Genomic DNA, 21,563 nt, shown 5'->3' on the forward strand with positions numbered 1-21,563 from the left:
AAACGGCTGCAGCGATATTGGACCGCATGGTCCACCATGTAAAGATTTTTAAAATCAAAGGTAAATCATACCGGATGAAACACACTTGAGCTTTCATCTACACATTGCATTGCCGAAAACCTACAATTTCAAATTGCCGTTAACCTACAATTTTATGTTGCCCTTGACATCTACTAATAAAAGCGTTTATAACAGTACACTTTTAAGAACAGCTTTAAAACATTTGAAATAGATTAAAATAAACGTTCTTAAATATATAAAAATAGTTTACGAACGTTTAATATTTGGTATATAGTTTTACTGAAATTTTCAGTTAAACAGTTTGTAGACATGTTTTTCTCTCTTAAATCCTTAATTGATCAGAGTAAGCCCTGACCACATATTAAATATGTGTAACTGCGAATGGAATTCAAAAAAATGTAAGACATCATTATCCTTTCAATAATCGCAGTATAGTTTAATATGTCGAGAGTCAACATAAAGGAACCGTATCGTGTGACGATACGGTTCCTTTAAATCATATATTTTTATCTCCTACTGCATTACACGAGTTGCGTTCTCTTCAGTTTGCAACAATGTCTATGTTCTCCTCTGCAATTTCGTCGGCCAATTCGCTCAGGTTTTCTTTAATGTGATTTGCTGATATATAACCGAAGACGGAGGTTGGACCCAGAGTAGAGCCGGGGCCTGGATATACTCGGCCCATTACAGATGCTGAACAGTTACCAGTGGCGTACAATCCTTTCACCGGTTCATTATTACTCAGTGCCCGGCCATATTCATCTGCAACGATGCCGCCCTTTGTACCAAGGTCGCCAGGAAAGATTTTGCAGGCATAAAACGGCCCTTTTTCGATGGCGCCGAGGTTCGGGTTATCATATCTCGGGTCGCCATAATAATTATCATAGGCGGAATTGCCGCGTCCAAAATCTTCATCGACACCCTTCTCTGCGAAGCCGTTCAATCTTTTTATGGTGGTCTTTAAACCTTCCAAATCAATTTCACATTTTTCTGCGAGCTCCTCAATGGTATCTGCTTTAATTAAGAAACCGCTTTCAATTGCCTCCTTAGGTGTCCGTCTTGGGAGCATATCACCGAACAGGTACTTATTCCGGTGGCGGCTTTCCATGATCATCCACGAGTGGATCGCCTTGCCGTTCTCTTCTTCCCTTTTAAGGATTGCATGTCCCGCATCCACATAAGATTCGGACTCATTGAAATATCTTGAACCGGTACGGTCGACAATCATTGAATGGGGCATGGAACGTTCATAGACCAGGAACTTTTTGGCGCCGTTCTGATCGATCGTGGAGGGTCCCCACCAGGCATCATCCAATAACGCCGTATCAAGATTGTGTTTTTGTGCCAGCAGCAGCATATCCCCTGTATTGCCCGGGCTTGCCGAAGTCCAGTCTGTACCGACATCATGATATTTCTTACGGAGCGCTTCACTATTTTCAAAGCCGCCTCCTGCAAGTATGACGCCTTTACTTTTAATGAACGTCGACTGCCCCTCATGTTCCGCCTCTATGCCAATCACTCTGCCATTTTCAATGATAAGATCTTTTATTGGTGTAGAGAGCTTCAAAGTGACGCCTTGTTCAAGTGCGATCTTCATCAACCTTGAGACCAGGCCTGCGCCGATCGATATCGCCTTTTCCCTTTTCAATTTGTGCTTGAATCCAGTCAGGAACATGCCGACGACTGTGGTGAAGTCTTTTGTATTTGTGAAAGCTTTTGGCAAAGATGCAACCTTACCGGAATATAGTGGGATAGGGGCTTCAATCTCCCCTGTTCTTAAAGTGTTTTTGTATTCACCCAGTTCATTGACATTGAAAATTTTTCCTTCAATGGACCGTCCAATTTTGCCGCCGGGTTTTTCCGGATAGTAATCCGGATATAAAGTGCCCGGAACCCACTCCATTCCCAACTCCTCCAAAAACTTGACCATCTTACTCCCGTTCTGTACATAAGAAACTTTCCGTTCATAAGTTGAAGCCGGTCCTTCATCTTCGATGACTTCCTGCATATACGTCAGCGCTTCTTCTTCACTGTCTTTCAGGCCGGCTTTGATGGATACATGGTTATTTGGAATCCATAAACCGCCGCCGGAAAGTGCTGAAGAACCTCCCCATACATCCGACTTCTCGACGATGATCGTCTTCAGTCCGTGATTAGCAGCTGTAATCGCTGATATGATGCCCCCTGCGCCACTGCCTACAACAACAACATCGTATTCTTCTTGCAAATTCATTAAAACATCCCCTTATCTTGTTATTATTTATTGATGATTCTATGGTAGGCTGAGAAAGTGAACTGCTAATTATTAAGTGCAACTATATACAACCCAATTATAATACACACGTGTGTAATAAGAAAGAGTTATTAGAAAATTCAATAAAATTATTTATTAGGAGAATCAGGATAAATGACTGAGGATTTACGGGTGATAAAAACAAAAAAGAACTTACGGACCGCATTTATCCGATTACTTGATGAAAAAACCTTGGACAAAATCAATGTTTCGGAACTGTGCAGAACAGCCGGGATCACAAGGAAAACTTTTTATCTTCACTATGAAAACATCACAATATATTTTGAAGGAATTATCGAAGATCTACTCGATGAGATAGAGAGCGCCATGAAAAGGACGACAGATCACCGGTTGATGAAAAATGAACGATTGAACCCTAAAATGATTTATATCTTTGAACATATCTATGAAAATAAAGAAATTTATCAAATCGTTTTCAGTGAAAATTCAAGATTCACTTACTATGCTATGTTTTACGACCGCATCAAAAAACTCGTAAGGAATTCAATGGAGGCAATCGGTATAGAAGAAATAAATGAGTTTGAGGTGTCTTACCAGGCGAATGCAATATTGGGAGTCATTATGGAGTGGAGCCATAACGGATTCCAAGACTCTGTTGAGGAGATGAATGATATCCTGTTCAGCATATTGAAGAGATACAGAGTCTATTAGCATTTTAGTTTTGTCTATAAAATAAAGAAGCTCCTGTGAATGTCGATATCTAGGGTTTTATTGTGTAACCGATAATATATTTATGACACAAAGGCTTTGTGTTGAGTTATAGACTAAAATGTTTTTATTTCTCACTAATTTTCTGTTACATTATTTTAATGACTGCAATGTAGAGAGGTGTGCCCTCGCCGTGGGAAGGAACATCATCCATGATTGAAGATTTAAAAACTCCTGCAGCCATGGTATAATATTACATTGAGATACAACGAAGATTAATTAAGAATAGGAGCAACTCGAAAGAGTTGCTTTTTTATCTATCAGCTTCAGAATAAGAAAATGATTAATTAAATGCATACAAGACATGATGTAAACCCAAGACGAAAGAGGGAAATTTATGAGTTCGGGCGAAGATAGCAATAAAATATTTTCCATAAATTCAATAGTATCGCTGGCTACCCTGGTCGTAATCGTAGCTGTGCTGTTATGGGTGAGCTTCAATATGAACCCGCCGCCACCGGAGGAAATGCGCGAGATCATACTCAGCTACGGTTGGGCCGGGTGGCTGGTGTTCCTTGGAATCATCACAGCGCTTGCCGTCACCCCGATTCCCATAGCGGTGACTGCCGTGGTGGCGGGCTCCCTCTATGGTGTGATTGGCGGGACGATGCTCTCCCTGACCGGGGTGGTGATCGGCTCCTGGATCGGCTATTGGCTGGCTCGTGCTCTGGGTAAACGCCTCACCTTCCGGCTCCTGGGACGCCATGCTTCACTGGTGGAGGATTACCTCAGCAATGCAGGCTTCTGGGCGATGTGTACCGTGAGGTTGATGCCCGCCCTGCCCTACTGGCCGGTGAATTACGGTGCCGGAGCCTTGGGGATAGGGCAGTATACATTCATCTCCGCGACTTTCCTGGCCTCCCTCCCCGGCCAGATCTCCCTGGTGGCTTTAGGTGCTTTTGTAGTGAATCCCACAGTGTTCAATGGTGCAGTGGTAGTCATCGCGTGGCTCGCGGTATTGGCTTTGACGTGGGTCTCCTACCGCTACTGGCGCAGCACGGAATCTGATAAAAACGATGCAGAAGCGACAGAGGAATAGATGAATGACGTGTATTTCATCCCGGTGGATAATAAAAAAATCGCAGCATTATAAATGGGAATTGAGAGAGTTAAAAAGAGTCCACCCAATTTTGGATGGACTCTTCTTGATGGATTTGAACATACAGCCCCGGTAATAAATGAATTACAGAATTTATTCGACCGGCTGCTTTTCACCTGCTGCATCAGCCTTTTCAATGGCGTCCAGCAATTTATGGTTTTTGATGGCATCTGTAAAGTCTGAAGCTAAATGGGTGCCGTCCCGAAGGTCTTTCGCAAATTGCAGATAAACCCGTCCAACGTTATGATAATGGCCTTCAGGTATTTGGGAAGAAGATTCAAAGTATTCCTCCGGCACTTTCAATTCCCGAAGTTCGGTTTCATCTCCTGTTGCTCCATACACTTTCAGGTTATCAGCCATTTGAGCCTGCCCGTGATTTGAAGTTAAAACCAGTTCTCCTTCGCTGCCCCTGATCGTCCACTGTAAATTTTCGCCGCGTGATACGCCGCCATGGTAGTGAACACTCATCATTGCGCCACTTTCCAGCGTACCGAAAAATGCGACCTGGTCAGGCGTTGTTTTATTTACTGTTTCGCCTGTTTCCTGTATGGTAGTCTCCGGTATCCGTACGGCTGTTTCAGCAGATACATGCTTGATGTCCCCCAGCATGTACATCATTGCATCCACTGTATGCATGATTGCGATTGACAGCATATTCACACCATTATCATCATCCAATATATAGGCATTAGACTGGTCTATCACATCTCCCCAGGCCATTCCGGAACCTACCATTGACGTACCCGACAACTCACCGATATAGCCATCATTGATTAAGTCGCGTAGATATTTGAACACTGGATTAAAACGTGCCTGCAGGCCAATTACAGTACGTACATTTGCTTCTTCAGCCTGCTTTGCGAGCTCCAAAGATTCTTCGAGACCTTTACCGAGCGGCCACTCGCAGTACACCATTTTCCCGGCATCGATTGCTTCTGATACGACCTCATAGTGATTTGGTAATTTTATCGCCACCACTACGAGATCAACTTCGGGGTGATTAATCAGATCTGTGTTGTTATCATAAGCAGGCACCCCGAATTCTTTTTCAGCTGCTTTTGCTGATTCGGGACGGCTTGTACTGACAGCTTTAAGTTCATAATGCTCCGGTAATGCCTGTAGTGCAGGAATATGTGCTGCAACGGCCCACCCCGGGTTCAACGGGCTTGCACCCACTATGCCGACCCCAATTTTCTTCTCCATCTCTAATTACCTCGCTTTTTATGTTTGTATCCTCAACCATTCATTTTAAAGAAGTGCGTTGGACTCATAAACGTTTCTGCTTAGGAACAGGTCACAACAACAACTGATAATGAAATTTCCCGGAGCGGGACCGACGTCAAGCATGTGTAAGATACTTTTTTGACACGGTTGAATCGTATATAATGTACCAAACATATAATCATGAAAGGAATAAATGAAATGATTGATCATACAGACCAGGAAATACTGGATATACTGTCGGAGAACAGCCGCATTTCCATGAAGGAACTTGGGGAAAGGGTGCATCTGACCGGGGCTGCGGCTGCCGCACGTGTCATGAAGCTTCTCGATAACGGCGTGATTACAAGCTGCAGCATCGAAGTGAATCAGATGAAGATCGGCTACCCGGTCCATGCTTTCATCAATATAATGATACCCGGCATCACTCATCAAAACTATCTTGAATTTTTAAATGAATATCCTCAATTTGTCATCAATAACTATAAGGTGAGCGGAGAGGGATGCTATTTACTGGAGTCACGTTTCCCCTCAAATGAAGTGTTGGACCAATTTTTGACGGACTTAAACAAATACGCAAATTACAAACTTTCCATCGTGATCGGCAAGTAATTTTAGTACACTTTAAAAAATAAACTAAAACCTTATAATCTCTTTAATTGTTCTATGTAATATTCCACTTCAAATCTCTATCATTATAAATACAGAATAATTCAGAGGTGGAATTTATGAAAAAGTATGATTTATCTATGTTATCCGTAGCACCCTTAAGACAGGGTGAGACGATGAAACAGGGAATTAGCAATGCACTGAATCTTGCGCAGGCTGCAGAAAAGCAAGGTTATAAGCGCATCTGGTTTGCAGAGCATCATAATCACGATGCCTATGCGAGCTCGGCAACCGTGAACATCGTTCAGCATATACTGAATAATACAGAAAGCATCCGTGTCGGTGCAGGCGGAATCATGCTGCCAAACCACTCTCCATTGCTTGTGGCTGAACAATTTGGAACGCTTGAGACCATCTATCCAGATCGGGTGGATCTGGCACTGGGGCGTGCGCCGGGCACAGATTCACAGACAGCGGATGTCATCCGCCGTTCAAATCATAATGGCGTGTTTTTATTTGAAAAAGAGGTTGGCCACATTTTACGTTACCTCGGTAATGAAGATGAGCAGGAGCAGGTACGTGCCTATCCTGGCCGCGATACAAATGTGCCTTTATATATTCTCGGTTCTTCGTCCGCCTCTGCATCAATCGCTGCCAATCTCGGACTGCCGTATGCATTCGGCGCCCAGTTTTCCCCGGCGTCCATGGCCGAATCGCTGAGCATCTACCGAAGAAACTTCAAGCCGTCCAAATATTTAAAAGAACCATATGTGATGGCATGCATTAACGTGGTTGCCGCGGATTCAACAGAAGAAGCTGAATTTATTTCATCGACACTGCTGCAGGTATACATTGATATTTACACGAATAACTTGAGCAAGCTGATTCCGCCGGTTGAGAATTTTATTGATACATTATCACCGTCGGAACTGAACATCATCCGTCACCGTCTCGGCTATACCATTATGGGGGACAAAGACCGGATCAAGCGCGAATTGGTGGAGTTCCAGGAAATGTTCCAGGCGGATGAAATCATTGCCCTCACTAATATTTATGACACCGACAGCGAAATTCGATCCTATGAAATCATGAAAGAAGTTTCTGATGACCTGAATCACTAGCAGAAATACAAAAGTCTTTAGTCCTTTGAAAAGGATTGAAGACTTTTTATTATTCAATTTCACTGTTTTCTCCTCAATCCGCTGTTTATCCCATCATCAATATAGAAGGCAAATGAAAAGCTGCAGTTTAAAGTGATATGATGAACCTAATCCTAGTAATTGAAAAAGGCGGTTACTTATAATGAATATTTTAATTTTAGGCGCGACCGGCCGTACCGGCAGCCATATACTGAAGTCTGCACTGGATGATGGTCATCAGGTGACTGCCCTCGTGAGGGATGCGGATAAAATCCAGGTGGAAAGCAGCAAGTTAACGGTGATGGAAGGCAATGCACTGGATAAATCAGCTATAGAGAATGCGGCAGCGGGCATGGATGTTGTGATCAGTGCACTCGGGACAGACGGGACGACCACGCTTTCTGAGACCATGCCCTTTATTGTTGAAACAATGGAAGAAGCGGGGAGTAAAAGGATCATCACCATCGGGACTGCAGGAATCCTGGAAAGCAGGACCGAACCCGGCAAATTACGCTACCAATCCAATGAATCAAAGAGGAGGACCACGCGTGCGGCAAAGGAGCATCACAAAGTCTACGAGCTGCTTGAAAAATCCGAACTGGATTGGACGATTGTCTGCCCCACTTACCTGCCGGATGGTGAATATACGGGTGAATACCGGGTGGAAAAGGACTTTCTTCCTGAAGACGGGAAAATGATCTCCGTCCCCGATACGGCGGAATTTGCATACATGCAGATTGAAGATGACAGATTCATGAAGTCACGCGTCGGTATCGCTTATTGATGTTTTGTTAAGTATTGTGCTTCATTAATTACAATTACCGCGACGTTTAAATAATTAGGAACCCGGACAAAAACACCGTATCGCCATGCGATACGGTGTTTTTATGATCTTTAAGATGCGTGCCATGCATCAATTAAATAATTTTGAGAGTTCATTTATAGTTTATAAATATCTTTCCGGTGTCCAATATTTATGATGACGATTTTAACTTCGTTCTCGTTGATTTCTGCTAAAATTCTATAATTCCCGACACGGTAACGCCAGTACTCCTTGAGCTGCCCTTTTAATGCTTTTCCATTGTGCTTCGGGTTGTTTGAATTTTGGAGGTTCTTCTCAATCCATGAAATAATCATACGTTGCTGCCCTTTGTCGATTTTCGCTAAACTCTTAATAGCTCTTTTCTCATATACCACACGATATTTCATATTATAAATCCAGCATCTTTTTCACTTCGTCATGCTCATAGACTACTACATCATCATTTTTAATATCTTCTTCGTATAATTTTATGGCATCAAAATCCAACTCATCTTCTATCTTTTCTTCCAGTGCCTGTTTTAAAAGAGTCGACAAAGGCATGTCATATAATTTTGCATATTCTTCAAAAATCTTTTGCTCCTTTTCGTTTAAACGGACAGTAATTGTACTCATCACCAATCATCCTCCCACTACTTTACTCTGTGTAATACATTGTATCACAAAAATAAGTAATAAGAAACTAACGTGGCATAATATTACTGTTACTAATGGTATGTTCAATGTCAATGTTTATAAGTTGATCTAAACGATTCATAATACTTCTTGCAGGAGAAATCATTAAAAAAGTGGTACAGCCAAATATAACGGCTGTACCACCAATGAGGATATTGAGTTGCGGGGTTGTTACTGATCAATACGCAGTCCAGCCGCCATCGACGGCGAGGACCTGACCATTTACGAAACTCGCCTCATCCGAACCGAGGAATACGGCGGCTTCTGCAATTTCTTCCGGTTCGCCGATGCGCGGGTTGATTGCCAGCCCCAGTCCCTGACGGGCAGCGCCGGCTTCACTGACATTCTTCATGCTCGAACTGATATTGGTTTTAACCGCGCCCGGTGCAATGCCGTTGCAGCGGATGTTCTGATCTGCATACATGAAGGCGGTGTTCTTCGTCAAACCGACAACAGCATGCTTCGAAGCTGTGTAGGCGGCGCCTGCGCGTGCGCCGTACAGTCCGCCGGCTGAAATGTTGTTGACGATCGTGCCGGAGCCCTGTTCTAAGAAGAGGTTCACGGCCATCCGCATGGATTTCATGACTGCAGTCGTATTCACCGCAAACAGCGTCTCCCATCTTTCATCGGAAATCTCCCCGACAGGTTCCATACCATCCATGATGCCTGCATTGTTCACCAGTATATCCAATCTGCCGAAGTTATGCTTCGTTTCTTCGAATAGCTGTTCCACTTCTTCTTCGGAGGTCACATTCGTCTTCACGGCAACCGCTTCGGCACCATTTGCTTTAAGGTCCTCCGCCACTGCCTGTGCACCCTCAATATTCATATCGGAAACGACGACTTTGGCGCCTTCCCTTGCGTAAGCTTCTGCGATTGATTTGCCCATGCCGGATGCAGCGCCTGTGACGATTGCGACTTTGTCTTTTAGTCTCACTTTTTCATCCTCCTTGATATTGTACAAGTGTTCATTATCCATCATAATGAATGTATAAACCGCTTTCAATAATCAAAAAAATGCGATCTGTTCATTAATAAACGGAAACGGAATACCTGTTCAATAAGAGGTGAAAAAAATGTCGAAAAATGATTTGCGCGTCATAAAAACCAAGGATGCATTGCACCGGACTTTATTGGAAATATTGAATGAGAAGAGCCTGGATGAGATCACGGTGACAGAGATTTGTAAAAGAGCGAGGATCAACCGGGGCACATTCTACCTCCACTACAGGCAGGTCGAAGATGTATTCGGGGAATATTTCAAGGAGATCACTTTGGATCTGGCTGAGTCATACAAGGAGCCTTACCGTAAAGTTTCGGTTTTAAGGGCGAGTGAGCTGGACCCCTCGACGGTCCGCATCTTCCATCATATTGAGAATTTCAAGATGTTCTATGAGATCATTCTGTCCGAAAAAGTGCCGCTGAGTTATTACTATCTGTTATTTGAGGAAATAGAAAAACTGTTCCAGCAGGATATGGAGATAAAGCTGGAAGAAGAGATCAACCATCAGATGTATGCCTCGTATCATGCGAACGCGATCATCGGGATGATCATTTACTGGTATAAGAACGGTTTTTCCTACAGTGCCGATTATATGAATGAGCAGCTCGTCCAATTTGTGAATATGAAGACGAAATGATCAATCTAATGTGATGCCGATGTAAATAAAAAGCCCCGATAACCTAAAGGTTGCCGGAGCCTGTGTCGCTGATTTTTATTCGTCTTCCACCGGCCGCTTGAGCTTCTCAAGCATATTTTCCACTCCTGAGATGCGGCCCTGGTTGTCCTTATAAAGTATATGCTTACGTTCGAGTTTCGTCGGCGAATCCACCCCGGCGGCAGCGGCCACATTGAACAGGCCGGCACGGAGTGAGGTGACGTAGTTTGTGACCCGGTAGAGTTTTTCATCCACAATCAGGCCGGTCTGGAGTTTCTGGTCGGTCGTCGCGACACCGACCGGGCATGTATTTGTGTGGCATACTTCGGCCATGATGCAGCCGACGCTGATCATGAAGCCGCGTGCGATATGGATCAGGTCTGCGCCCATCGCAATTGCGATGGCTGCCTTATCCGGGGTGATCAATTTGCCGGATGCGATCAGTTTGACGCGGTCCCTGATGCCGTACTCGCGGAGCAGTTCATCGACGATGGGCAGGGCGGTCATGATCGGCAGGCCGACGGAATCCGCAAGCTCCTGATAGGTCGCCCCTGTCCCGCCTTCGCCCCCGTCAATCGTGATGAAGTCAGGACCCTTGTTGGATTCCTTCATGATCTGCACCATCTCTTCAAGGCTCTCAATATCACCGACCACAATCTTCATGCCCACAGGTTTACCGCCGACTTCGCGGAGTTCTTCGATGAAGTCGAACAGTTTCGGGAAGGAATCATATTCTTCGAAGCGGTTCGGACTGTTCACCGTCTTGCCGGATTCAATCAGCCGGATCCTCGCAATTTCCTCAGTGACCTTCTGTCCTTCAAGGTGGCCGCCACGGGTCTTCGCGCCCTGGGCGAGCTTGATTTCAAACGCCTTCACCTGCTTCATTGCAGCTTTCTCCCTGAATGCTTCCCATGAAAATTCACCGGCGGGTGTACGGACGCCGAACAGGCCAGGACCGATCTGCATCATCAAATCGGCGTTGCCGGCCAGATGATGATCGGATATCCCGCCTTCCCCGGTGTTCATCCATGTACCGCCCGCGATCGCAAGCCCCCTCGACAATGCGGTGATCGCCCGTTCACCAAGAGCGCCGTAACTCATCCCGGACATGCCGACCTGGCCTTTGAGACGGAACGGCTGCCGGCAAGTTTTCTCCCCGAGGACGATCGCATCCTCATCCCGGAGGAAATACGGGTCGACCTGCGCTTCTTCGCGGTGCTCCTTCCGGGAGAACAGACCTTCATTGTCCACAACGTATTTGTAAGTATTCGTCTTCTCCGTATTATCTATACGCATTTCAGTCAGGAGTTTCGGGAACAGCGTGTTCCGTATGAAATACCCCTCTTCCTCGAAATTCCGGTCTGAACCGAAACCAACGAGCCGTTCGTTGTATTTCCCGGCTTTCACAACGTTTTGGAACTGCAGCCTCGAAAACGGCTCCCCCTCGTTGTCCTCTGCGAACAGATACTGTCTGAGTTCCGGACCGACATGCTCCGATATATACCGCACCCGCCCGAGCAGCGGGAAGTTCCGTAAGATCGCATGCTGCTGCTGGCGGTCGTCTTTTTGATACATGTATGCCATATATATGAGCGGCGTCGCTATTGAAGTGGTCATGATAGCGGACGGCAGATATTTTGTGATTGTCCTTATTTTCCCCATAAAGTTCATCCTTCCATTTTCATTTATATTTCACAAAGCGTCCAAAGCTTCTTTTATCGGGGTGTCACCTGCAGTCATTTCGAATGTCTTTCTGAATGTATTCTCATTCTCAAGTGTTTCCACAATCGTGCCGGCCATATCTTCATACGGCATTTCATCACTATCCGGTTTGACCTTCTCCGCCGCTTCAATCGTGACTTTCCCCGGTTTACTCACGGCCTTCACCGTCCGTATGACGGTATAGTCGAACCGGCTGTTCTCGATCCATTCCTCAGGTTTCTCCTTGGCCCCCGTCTCTTTTGACGCTTCAGACTCATCTATACGGACCGGGCTCAAATAGACGATGCGTCCAATGTTCTGCCGCTCCGCCTCTTCAAGCGACTCGATCACCGCTTCGTGGTCCACCAGCGCATCCTGCTCCCCGCCCGCACCGAAAGTCGCCGCCCCGATATAAATGATGGCCTCGGCATCCGCAATCGCTTTGGTGAAATCCTCATCATCGGCAAGCATCACATGCGCCGCGCCGAACATCTTCAGCTCCTCCGCCCTGTTTGTATTCTCCGCAACGGTCACAGTTTCATGCCCTCTTTCCGCCAACTGCTTTAAAACATACTCACCCAACTCCTCACTGCCGCCAAACAGGAACACCTTCATCCGACCCCTTCTTTCCGGTTGTATATTTATACTTTCTACTTCCCCCTCCGGCCCTGCCGTAACCCTCTTATTGAAGAATCGGGGACACTTCAAAATAGGATGGTTTTAGAAGAAAAAAACCCCACCCTCGAGTGAACATGACTCGAGGATGGGGATGCTTTGCCGGTGGTGCTGTTTATTCCTGTATCGGGATGCCTTCTGTAACCACTTCTTCTGAGATGATGTATTCAGGTTCTTCGAATTGATAATGCACATGCTCAATTTCGCCTGTAAACTCGAAATCTCCTTCATCTTCATAAGCCGGGCTGACCGGATACAGTAGATCCCTGCCGACATCGAGCCCTTCAAATGCAATCTTGAACGGCAGTGTCTCGACATCAGCTTCCCCGGCAGGTTCATCATTTATATACAACGTGCCTGTACCCTGGTTGTCGCCGGTGTTTTGGAAATTGTACCTGATTTCATTTGCCCCTGCTTCGATGACGGATGAAATGGTGTAGCGTTCTGCGCCGTTATTGTATTCATAATGCAGCTCGCCGTCTTTGATATAGAACGTGTAGCCGCTGTTCCTGTTCCCGAGCGCAAGCAGCACGCCTTCATCACCTTCATCCAGTTCAATCGGGATCGTGATTTCATAATTACGGTCCAGAGTGAGAGGTGAAGCGGATTCGCTCAAATGTGACATGCCCGGATAGAATGTAAAGGATTCCCTCGCCCGCAGGTTATCTGCCGGTAAATTCCCGAGTCCGTCCAGGAAGTTTTCGGAGAGCGGCAAGGCACCGTTCTTCTCCGCCTCGACATGCCATATATCAATCAGATTATTCAACACTTCCGGATACTCATCCGAAAGGTCGTTGAGCTCTGAGAAATCACTGGTCTGGTCAAAGAGCTTCCACTCATCTTCTGAAAAGTCCGTTCCTGGCTCATGGACGGATACCGCTTTCCAGCCGTCATGATAGATCGTCCTGTGGCCGCTGTGTTCAAAGTACTGGGTGTCTTTTCCTGTGAATGCCTCAGGATCATCGAAGCTTGCACTGAAGCTGACGCCCGTGATCTCCATCTGTTCGGTATCGTTCATATGGGCCGGCGGCTCGATGCCGAGGACGTCATACACGGTCGCAGTCAGGTCGCTGACATGTGTGAACTGATCTCTGACTTCGCCCTTTGATTCGATGCCTTCAGGCCAGTGGACGATCAAAGGCAGTCGTATGCCTCCGGCGTGGGTGGTGCCTTTGAATTCCTCGAATGGTGTATTGCTGACCTGGGCCCAGCCGGCAGGGTAGTCACTGCCGCCCCGCTCGCCGCCGATTTCATCCATATTTTCATACATATGGTCGAAATCCTGGAGCACTTTGTTGTAGGCCATGGCCTGGTTCATCGTGCCCTGTTCCCCGCCTGAGAAGCTTGCGCCGTTATCGGAAATCAGCATGATGAGTGTGTTGTCCAGTTCACCCATATCCTCCAGATGATCCACCAGCTTCCCGATCTGTTCATCGGTGTGGGTCAGGAATCCTGCGTAAGTCTCCATGAATCTTGCGTATAATTCCTGTTGTTCCTCATTCAGTTCATCCCATGCAGCGATGCCCTCTGCGCGGGGTGCCAGTTCTGCGTCTTCAGGGATCACGCCCAGTTCTTTCTGCCTTTCAAATCTTTCTTCCCTGATGACATCCCAGCCTTCATCGTATTCACCTTCGTACATCTCGATATACTCTTCCGGCACCTGGTGCGGCATATGCTGCGCGCCGAAACCGAGGTACATGAAGAATGGATCATCAGGACGCAGTGAGGCATGGTCGGTTATGTACTGGATGCCGTTTTCCACGATGTCTTCTGAATAATGATAGTCCTCCACATCGGGCACAGGCACCGGGCTGTTGTCCCTGAACAGTTCCGGACGGTACTGGTCTGAAGAATCTTCGAGGTTCCCGTAGTACCTGTGGAAGCCCCTGCCGAGCGGCCATCTGTCATACGGGCCGGCCGGTGAGAGTTCAACGGTCGGTGTGATGTGCCACTTGCCGAGGCCGAAGTTGGTGTAGCCGTTCTCACCGAGCACTTCAGTGACGAAGCCTGCTTCTTCAGGTATTTTGGCCCGGCTGTTCGGCTGGCCTTCACCGAAGTCGAAGTTCGCCACATTGCCCATCCCGACAGCATGGTTGTTCCTTCCGGTCAATAACGAAGCGCGGGTGGGTGAACAGACCGGCGATGTATGGAAGTTGTTGTATTTCAATCCGTTCTCGGCAATCGCATCGATGTTCTCTGTATCGATCTCGGAGCCGAAACTCCCGAGGTCCGAAAACCCTGCATCATCAAGGATGATGTACATGACATTCGTCTTGTCTTCGGTGCCTTCCATATCCTGATGGCCGGCACCGCCGCCTCCGGCAGCGCCTGCGGTTTCCCCTCCGAGCAGCAGAGCGGCTGAAAGTGCGAGTGTGCTGAGTTTTGCGAACTTACCGACATACTTTTTCCAAGGTTTGTCTTCTCTTTTAACGTTCAAATGTATTTCCCCCTGTTTTATGATGGCACTCTGAAAGTTTTCCTAAACATCTGACACACAACGGAATCCTATGTTCCCCGAGGCGCTGTCAGGCGTGTTCTGTGACCTTGCTGCCACCCTGTAGCGGTTGCAGTAGGACTCATGGCAAAGGTATGATCCCCCCTTCATCACACGGAATTCCCCGGATTTCGGGCCTTGCGGGTCTTTTCTTCCTCCCCTTTTATGCACGCTTTTGGAAAACCGGTCCGAGCACCACTCCCAGACATTGCCTGTAGTGTTGTACAGGCCGTAGCCGTTGGGAGGGAACGAGACGGCAGGCGCGGTCCCCTTATAGCCGTCTTCAGCCGTATTGTGTTTCGGGAATTCCCCCTGCCATATATTGCATAAATGTTCGCCGTCAGGCGTGAGTTCATCGCCCCACGGAAATTTTTTGCGCTCGAGCCCGCCGCGGGCTGCGAATTCCCATTCCGCTTCCGTCGGCAGCCTTTTCCCGGCCCATTTTGCATAGGCATTGGCATCGTTCCAGGAGATGTGCACGACCGGGTGGTCCATCCTGTTTTCGATATTGGAATCCGGCCCTTCCGGATGTTTCCAGTACGCCCCCTGGACGACGAGCCACCACGGCGTCTGCTGGACCATCCTTTTGATCTTCCTCTTCGTCCGTTCACTGACGAACTGATAAAAGACGAAGGACCATCCGAATGCCTCCGCCTCCGTCACATAACCCGTATCCTCGACAAACTCCTGAAACTCCCGGTTGGTGACGGTATGTACATCCATATAAAACGGGCTGACTTCAATCTTCCTTGAAGGCCCTTCCCCGTCCTGCGGATAACCCTCCCTGCCATTGGTGCCCATGAAGAAGCTCCCTCCGGGGAGGTAGATCTGATCTTCATTTTTTGTTCTTTGTGAAGCGGGCTTTATTTCCTTCACGGGTGTCTGTGTCATCGTACCTTTGGCACCCGAAACATCTTTTCTGTTCACACTGCAGCAGGCTGATCGCTCTATCGGTTCCACTTCCCTTCATTTTCAACTCGATAAATCTGTATAATCTGTAAATTGAAAGCGTTATCAATTTCAGACAATTCAAATAAATGATACTCATCATCAGATGGCATATCTACGTACTTTCAGTACTAAATATGTATATGTATTAGTAGTTTTAATAGAGTTTTTGGGAAGAGGTAATAAAAATGAAGGAGAAGAGTATACCCGCAGCAAGTGGGGAGAAGGCAGTAAAAAACAGAGTTTAAAAGGTGTTGCCCGAATTTCAGGCACAAAAAAGATAATGAAAATTTACATGAGGTCTACAATGTAGAAGTCCATTATCCTGATTTAAAACTACTTATTCTTTTCTGTACGTACTTCTTTTCTGAAGAATACATAGAAAAATGCAATCGCAGTCATAAATACCCCGATAATCATCATGTTGTTGGTCTGTACGCCTGTATCCGGCACTTCTGATTCATCCATCTGTACATCCTGAAGCGTGAAATTGGACGGCACCAAGACTGAATCCACCACATGGATCACACCGTTGGATGCTTCAATATCTGTATCGACGATATTGGAGTCGTTGACCATCGCCCCGTCGCTGAGGTCGAACATCAATGTCTCACCGTTCACCGTCGGTGCTTCCATGCCATCTTCCAGGTCACCGGCGAAAACTCCGCCTTCAACGACATGGTACAATAACACATTCGCCAAATCCGGCTGGGCCAGCAGTTCTTCCTGAGTGATGTCAAGATCGCTTAATAATTGTGCAAATGCCTCGTTGGTCGGTGCAAACACCGTATACGGACCTTCGCCCTGCAGTGTTTCCACAAGTTCCGCTTTCTGAAGTGCTGCCACCAGGATGCTGAAGTCTTCGTTACCTGCTGCAATGTCCACGATTGTGCCCGGCTCTTCCCCGTGTTCATCTGCTGAGATCACCGATGCAAACGAAAGTGAAACCATCATGGCCGCCAAAACGATGAAAAATCCCTTTGTCGCTTTAACCATTCCATTACCTCCTTCGGTAAATACTATGGTAAAATGTAAATATACATTTTACATTTCAATATTACCATGAAAGTGGAAAAACACCTATTTTAAAGTCGATTCATAAAAGTCGGGGGGCCGTATTGATGAAAAGGAAATTCATGTTATTAACGCTGGGTGCCCTTCTCGTCTTCCAATCTGGTTATATTTTATATGACCATTTCAATCCTCCGGAGCCGCGGGAAGTCCCGGATATAGCTTCAATCAGCAATGAACCGGAAGCGCCCACAGAGGCCTCCGAAATGAATATGCCCCTTCATATATTCCATTCGAAAATCATGAATACCGTCAAAGGGGGAAACATAAATTTGTCCCGTGGTCAGCCGGCCGATGAGCGGGTTAATTATGAATTCACTCCGAACCCTTTTTCTGAATACCTGGCAATGAATCCGGATTTCACGGGATGGATCAATGTGGACGGTACAAATATCGATCACCCTATCGTCAAAGGCCGGGACAATTCCTATTATCTGGACAATAACTTCTATAACGAACCGGATTCTTACGGTGCAATATTCATGGATTACAGAAACCTTGGCAATGGGCACGACGACCACACGCTCATCTACGGGCACCATACCGACACGGGGCATATGTTTGCGGATTTTGAAAAATATTTGACACAGTCATTTTATGAAGAGAATAAGGTCATCGAAATACAGGATCTATATAAAAAGCGGGAGTATGAGATCATCTCCGTCCATATCGGCCCTGCAGACCTACAATATATCAATGAACCTTTTAAAAATGACGGAACGAAGGAATACGGGGAATTTTTGCAAGGGGAATCATTATATGAATCCAGTGTGGATATTGAAGAGGATGCGAAATTACTGACGCTCATTTCATGTAATTACACCCACAACGACGGCAGGTTATATATCCATGCTGTTGAAGTCATCGGATGAAATGCATATCCAGCTGCAGTAAATAAGACCGGGGATACGAGTTTTATATCATATCCCCGGTCTTTATATTATTCTGAAAAACCCCAGTTATATAAGTGGTAGTCCTCATCAAATCCATATTCCACGCTGTAATTGACAAGGCCAGTGCTTCCTCGGAATTACAGGTCAAAGAAATAAAAAAGTTTCCCGAAGGAAGCTTTTTTTATAAATATTTATTTTTCATCATCATTGTAGGTGGCGACGAGTCTGCCTTGGACTTCGCCGCGCGCGAGTCTTTCGATGCCTTCGGGAATCTCTTCCGGCGTGATCTCCGACAGTGTCGGTGATAAATCTCCTGAAGCCATCAGGTCATAGATTGCTGCGATGTCTTCCTTGTTTCCGCCGACTGATGCCAGAAGCTGTTTTTTATTGACGATGAAGTCCGTCACATTGATCGTCGTCTGCAGTTTACCCATGCCGACCAGCACAACCGTGCCTCCGGGTCTCACTGTCTCGAGGGCTTTTGAAGTCGTGACGTCAAATCCGGCATAGTCCACTACAAGGTCCAACTCTTTATCGGCGAGTTCCGAAATATCGGATACGACTTCTTTGGCACCAATTTTCTTAGCCAGCTCCTGGGCCCTTTCGGAAGTATCGACTGCATAGATGTCCTCAATGCCCTGGGCGACTGCTGCCTGCAGTGCGAACTGACCCAGGCCGCCGATGCCGATCAACGCAATCTTCATGCCTTTTTCGGCTTTACCTCTTGTGAACAGTGCATGGTAGGACGTCATCCCCGCGTCCGTCGCCGAAGCAGCCTGTTCGATGGATAATTCATCCGGTACCGGAACGAGATCGGATGCAGGCGCATGGATATGCGTACCGAAGCCGCCGTCGTAGGCATAGCCCGGTGCGAGACCTGACGGCCCGGTCGGACATATGGCTACACGGTCGCCTTCCTTGAAGTCCGTCACACCTTCACCGACTTCGATGATGGTGCCTGCGTTCTCATGACCCATGATGACCGGGGCATTCATTAAAGCCATCCAGCCTTCGTCCTCCATCGTACCGACGTCGGAGTGGCATAAGCCTACGGCGCCTGTCTTTATGACGACATGATCCTTCTCCGCTTTTGGCGTTTCCTTTTCAACCATTTCGAGTGGTTCGTGCGTTTTAGTAAATTGCCAACCTTTAATTTTGAACACTCCCTTTCTGATGATGATTTTTATAATCCTCAACATTTTAATGATTCCCTCAATGTGTTTTTTAAAACATACAGGCGGCATGAGGGCTTGATTGCCCGGGAAAAGGGAATAACGTACTAAACCTGTAATTTAGAAATCATCAGAGGGATTATTTAAGGGAGGGTATTATGCATATATTGAGAAATAATCAGTACTTCCGCTACGGCGATGAAGATTTCCAGGTGCACACGAAGCGGCCGGGTTTAATATTTCAGGATTTCGACCGTGAAGACTATGCCTTCGGCCCTTTGAGCCGGATCGATCATGTCCATCTGTCGCAGGATTATCTCATAAAGATGCACCTGCATCATAACGATGAAATACTGAGCTATATTTATAAAGGTGAAATGCACCATCGGGACACCGACGATAATGAAGTGGTGCTGACACCGGAGAGGCTGATGGTGATGAACGCCGGCCGTGAGTTTTATCATGAGGAATCCACACCGGACGCGGGCAATGAAATGCTGCAGATACTGATCCGTCCGGAAAAGGAGGATCTCGAACCGGATGTGCAGTTTTGGGAGCGTGAAATCAGGGAAGATTCTGAGTGGAATCTGATTGCGGGACCTTCCTTCATGAATCCGCCGATGCGCATCAGGAATGAAGTAGCGGTGTTCGATGTACATGGGAAGGCGGGTGATGAACTCACCCTGCCCCGGGAAGAAGCCATGACACCATGGCTTTACGTCATGGACGGCAGTATAGAAATTCCGGGGGAAGTGCTTAATAAAGGTGATGCGGTCACCGGCAGCCGTGAAGAATTGACATCCGTCAAACTGAGGGAAGACTCGACGCTTGTGCTGTTCCTCGTCGACCTGGATGCGCCGATGACATTGAAAGGCAATTTCAGTGGCCATAAGAGGAATAATATGAAAAGATATAAGCAATAGAGACATACTGCCTATCAAAAAATCCAAGGAGTGCATTCAAATGTTCTTTAAACAATTCTTTGATAAGAAACTCGCACAGAATTCCTACATGGCCGCCTGTCAGAAGACGAAGGAAGCAATCATCATCGACCCGAAACGCGTCCTTGAAGAATACGCGGAAACGGCGGAAGCGGAAGGCTTCAATATCACCCATGTCACCGAGACGCATATTCATGCCGACTTCGCATCGGGACTCCGTGATGCGGCAAAACGCTTCGGCGCCACGGCTTATGTATCCAGTGAAGGCGGTGATGACTGGCAGTATGAGAACATGCCGGAAGACACCGTCCATCTGGAGGACGGGGACATCATCAATGTCGGTAACGTCGAACTCAAAGTCATCCATACGCCCGGACATACGCCTGAAAGCATCTCTTTCATGCTGACCGACCGCGGCGCCGGGAGTGATGAACCGATGGGCATCTTCACAGGCGATTTCCTCTTCGTCGGCGACATCGGCCGTCCGGATCTGCTCGAGGAAGCGGCCAAAATGGAAGGCACGACGGAAGAAGGTGCCGAGGCGATGTTCGAATCCCTTAAGAAAATGAAAGATCATCCTGAATTTCTGCAGGTATGGCCGGGGCACGGTGCGGGCAGCGCATGCGGGAAGTCACTCGGCGCAGTCCCGTTATCCACCCTTGGATATGAATTCAGGAACAACTGGGTCTTTGAATATGAGGATAAAGATGCATTCAGCAGGGAATTGACGAGTGACCAGCCTGAACCGCCCAGCTACTTTGCGCAGATGAAGAAGGTCAATAAGGAAGGCCTGCCTGAATTCAAGGTGAAGGAAGTTGAAGTCGGCACACCGGATGAACTGCCGGGCCAGGTGTTCGATCTCAGGAGCAAGGAAGCATTCAAAAAAGGATTCAAAAAAGGCGCCATCAACATCCCGTACAATGATAAATTCCTTCAATTTGCAGGATGGTATGTGGATTATGATCAGCCGATGACGGTCATCGCAAATCCCGAAGACAGCGGGCGGCTGCAGAAAGACCTCGCATCGATCGGTTTCGACAACCTCAAGCTGATCGTGCCTGAAGAGGAAGCGGACAGGTATTCCGATGATTCATATGAAAATGTCTCCATTGAAGACTTCGTCCAGGATTATGAGGATAGGAAGGTCCTTGACGTCCGGGCACGGTCCGAATATGAGGCAGGCAATCTGGACAACGCCCATCATATCCACTTTGGACATCTCGATGAAAAAGAATTGCCCTTCGAGAAAGACGACACGATCCATGTCCACTGCCAGTCCGGTGTACGGTCGGCCATCGCAATGAGTGCACTCAAAGCACGCGGTTATGACAATGTCGTCAATATAGATAAAGGCTATGCGGGCATCAAAAAAGCAATGAACTGATGGGGATTCCCGTCACATAT

The 21,563-nt window shown here is 46.9% G+C and carries 22 protein-coding genes; 11 read left to right on the forward strand and 11 right to left on the reverse strand.

The window, feature by feature from the left end; genetic code table 11:
• The first annotated feature begins 17 nt into the window (after positions 1-17).
• A complete protein-coding gene (locus tag CRN96_RS13490; RefSeq protein WP_425442529.1) occupies positions 18-89 on the forward strand; it encodes an ATP-binding protein in 72 nt (23 codons plus the stop codon).
• Between the two features lie 473 nt (positions 90-562).
• On the opposite strand, the gene CRN96_RS06550 is transcribed toward CRN96_RS13490, so the two are convergent.
• The gene (locus CRN96_RS06550; RefSeq protein WP_097040399.1) at positions 563-2,254 is read right to left on the reverse strand and encodes an FAD-dependent oxidoreductase; all 1,692 of its coding nucleotides are present in this window, start codon (positions 2,252-2,254) and stop codon (positions 563-565) included.
• A 174-nt stretch (positions 2,255-2,428) separates the two neighbouring features.
• On the opposite strand from CRN96_RS06550, the gene CRN96_RS06555 reads away from it, so the two are divergent.
• Entirely contained in the window at positions 2,429-2,986 is a 558-nt protein-coding gene (locus CRN96_RS06555; protein ID WP_097040401.1) for a TetR/AcrR family transcriptional regulator, read from the forward strand.
• A 394-nt stretch (positions 2,987-3,380) separates the two neighbouring features.
• Positions 3,381-4,082: a TVP38/TMEM64 family protein gene (locus tag CRN96_RS06560; protein WP_097040402.1), complete on the forward strand. Its 702-nt coding sequence runs from the start codon at positions 3,381-3,383 to the stop codon at positions 4,080-4,082.
• 153 nt (positions 4,083-4,235) lie between these two features.
• Here the strand turns inward: CRN96_RS06560 and CRN96_RS06565 are convergent, their stop codons facing one another.
• Positions 4,236-5,345, reverse strand: coding sequence for a Gfo/Idh/MocA family protein (locus tag CRN96_RS06565; protein ID WP_097040404.1), 1,110 nt, complete (start codon positions 5,343-5,345; stop codon positions 4,236-4,238).
• Positions 5,346-5,564: 219 nt separating this feature from the next.
• On the opposite strand from CRN96_RS06565, the gene CRN96_RS06570 reads away from it, so the two are divergent.
• The 3 genes from CRN96_RS06570 (at position 5,565) to CRN96_RS06580 (ending at position 7,895) form a co-directional block, all read left to right on the forward strand.
• Positions 5,565-5,975, forward strand: coding sequence for an Lrp/AsnC family transcriptional regulator (locus CRN96_RS06570; RefSeq protein ID WP_097040406.1), 411 nt, complete (start codon positions 5,565-5,567; stop codon positions 5,973-5,975).
• 116 nt (positions 5,976-6,091) lie between these two features.
• Entirely contained in the window at positions 6,092-7,093 is a 1,002-nt protein-coding gene (locus CRN96_RS06575; protein ID WP_097040408.1) for an LLM class flavin-dependent oxidoreductase, read from the forward strand.
• Positions 7,094-7,274: 181 nt separating this feature from the next.
• Positions 7,275-7,895, forward strand: a complete 621-nt coding sequence (locus tag CRN96_RS06580; RefSeq protein ID WP_097040409.1) for an NAD(P)-dependent oxidoreductase — start codon at positions 7,275-7,277, stop codon at positions 7,893-7,895.
• Between the two features lie 155 nt (positions 7,896-8,050).
• On the opposite strand, the gene CRN96_RS06585 is transcribed toward CRN96_RS06580, so the two are convergent.
• The 3 genes from CRN96_RS06585 to CRN96_RS06595 all read right to left on the reverse strand — a co-directional run bounded on the left by CRN96_RS06585 (position 8,051) and on the right by CRN96_RS06595 (position 9,543).
• Positions 8,051-8,320 carry a type II toxin-antitoxin system RelE family toxin gene (locus tag CRN96_RS06585; RefSeq protein WP_097040411.1) on the reverse strand — a complete coding sequence of 90 codons (270 nt, stop codon included), beginning with the start codon at positions 8,318-8,320 and terminating at the stop codon, positions 8,051-8,053.
• Position 8,321: 1 nt separating this feature from the next.
• Positions 8,322-8,546, reverse strand: coding sequence for a type II toxin-antitoxin system RelB family antitoxin (gene relB / locus CRN96_RS06590; protein WP_097040413.1), 225 nt, complete (start codon positions 8,544-8,546; stop codon positions 8,322-8,324).
• Positions 8,547-8,784: 238 nt separating this feature from the next.
• Complete coding sequence (locus CRN96_RS06595) at positions 8,785-9,543, reverse strand: SDR family oxidoreductase (RefSeq protein ID WP_097041012.1); 759 nt, start codon at positions 9,541-9,543, stop codon at positions 8,785-8,787.
• Positions 9,544-9,682: 139 nt separating this feature from the next.
• On the opposite strand from CRN96_RS06595, the gene CRN96_RS06600 reads away from it, so the two are divergent.
• Positions 9,683-10,246, forward strand: coding sequence for a TetR/AcrR family transcriptional regulator (locus CRN96_RS06600; protein ID WP_097040415.1), 564 nt, complete (start codon positions 9,683-9,685; stop codon positions 10,244-10,246).
• Positions 10,247-10,321: 75 nt separating this feature from the next.
• Here the strand turns inward: CRN96_RS06600 and CRN96_RS06605 are convergent, their stop codons facing one another.
• From CRN96_RS06605 to CRN96_RS06620, 4 genes are all read right to left on the reverse strand, one after another.
• Positions 10,322-11,926 carry an FMN-binding glutamate synthase family protein gene (locus CRN96_RS06605; protein ID WP_097040418.1) on the reverse strand — a complete coding sequence of 535 codons (1,605 nt, stop codon included), beginning with the start codon at positions 11,924-11,926 and terminating at the stop codon, positions 10,322-10,324.
• A gap of 30 nt (positions 11,927-11,956) precedes the next feature.
• Positions 11,957-12,580 carry an NAD(P)H-binding protein gene (locus CRN96_RS06610; protein ID WP_097040420.1) on the reverse strand — a complete coding sequence of 208 codons (624 nt, stop codon included), beginning with the start codon at positions 12,578-12,580 and terminating at the stop codon, positions 11,957-11,959.
• A 175-nt stretch (positions 12,581-12,755) separates the two neighbouring features.
• Complete coding sequence (locus tag CRN96_RS06615) at positions 12,756-15,077, reverse strand: arylsulfatase (RefSeq protein WP_245844574.1); 2,322 nt, start codon at positions 15,075-15,077, stop codon at positions 12,756-12,758.
• Positions 15,078-15,119: 42 nt separating this feature from the next.
• On the reverse strand, positions 15,120-16,025 hold the full coding sequence (locus CRN96_RS06620) for a formylglycine-generating enzyme family protein (RefSeq protein ID WP_097041016.1): 906 nt from the start codon (positions 16,023-16,025) through the stop codon (positions 15,120-15,122).
• 163 nt (positions 16,026-16,188) lie between these two features.
• Between CRN96_RS06620 and CRN96_RS13150 the strand changes: the two genes are divergently transcribed.
• Positions 16,189-16,395 carry a hypothetical protein gene (locus CRN96_RS13150; RefSeq protein ID WP_143544296.1) on the forward strand — a complete coding sequence of 69 codons (207 nt, stop codon included), beginning with the start codon at positions 16,189-16,191 and terminating at the stop codon, positions 16,393-16,395.
• A gap of 23 nt (positions 16,396-16,418) precedes the next feature.
• Here CRN96_RS13150 and CRN96_RS06625 read toward each other — a convergent pair whose 3' ends face one another.
• Positions 16,419-17,078: a fasciclin domain-containing protein gene (locus CRN96_RS06625; protein ID WP_143544297.1), complete on the reverse strand. Its 660-nt coding sequence runs from the start codon at positions 17,076-17,078 to the stop codon at positions 16,419-16,421.
• A gap of 125 nt (positions 17,079-17,203) precedes the next feature.
• Here CRN96_RS06625 and srtB point away from each other — a divergent pair, with 125 nt between their 5' ends.
• The gene (srtB, locus tag CRN96_RS06630) at positions 17,204-18,025 is read left to right on the forward strand and encodes a class B sortase (RefSeq protein ID WP_097040422.1); all 822 of its coding nucleotides are present in this window, start codon (positions 17,204-17,206) and stop codon (positions 18,023-18,025) included.
• A 212-nt stretch (positions 18,026-18,237) separates the two neighbouring features.
• Here the strand turns inward: srtB and CRN96_RS06635 are convergent, their stop codons facing one another.
• Positions 18,238-19,158, reverse strand: a complete 921-nt coding sequence (locus tag CRN96_RS06635) for a zinc-binding dehydrogenase (RefSeq protein ID WP_245844575.1) — start codon at positions 19,156-19,158, stop codon at positions 18,238-18,240.
• A 218-nt stretch (positions 19,159-19,376) separates the two neighbouring features.
• On the opposite strand from CRN96_RS06635, the gene CRN96_RS06640 reads away from it, so the two are divergent.
• Complete coding sequence (locus tag CRN96_RS06640; RefSeq protein ID WP_097040424.1) at positions 19,377-20,141, forward strand: pirin family protein; 765 nt, start codon at positions 19,377-19,379, stop codon at positions 20,139-20,141.
• Between the two features lie 40 nt (positions 20,142-20,181).
• Positions 20,182-21,543, forward strand: a complete 1,362-nt coding sequence (locus CRN96_RS06645) for an MBL fold metallo-hydrolase (RefSeq protein WP_097040426.1) — start codon at positions 20,182-20,184, stop codon at positions 21,541-21,543.
• Positions 21,544-21,563: the final 20 nt, after the last annotated feature.

It is taken from the genome of Salinicoccus kekensis, from assembly GCF_900220995.1.
GTDB lineage: Bacteria > Bacillota > Bacilli > Staphylococcales > Salinicoccaceae > Lacicoccus > Lacicoccus kekensis.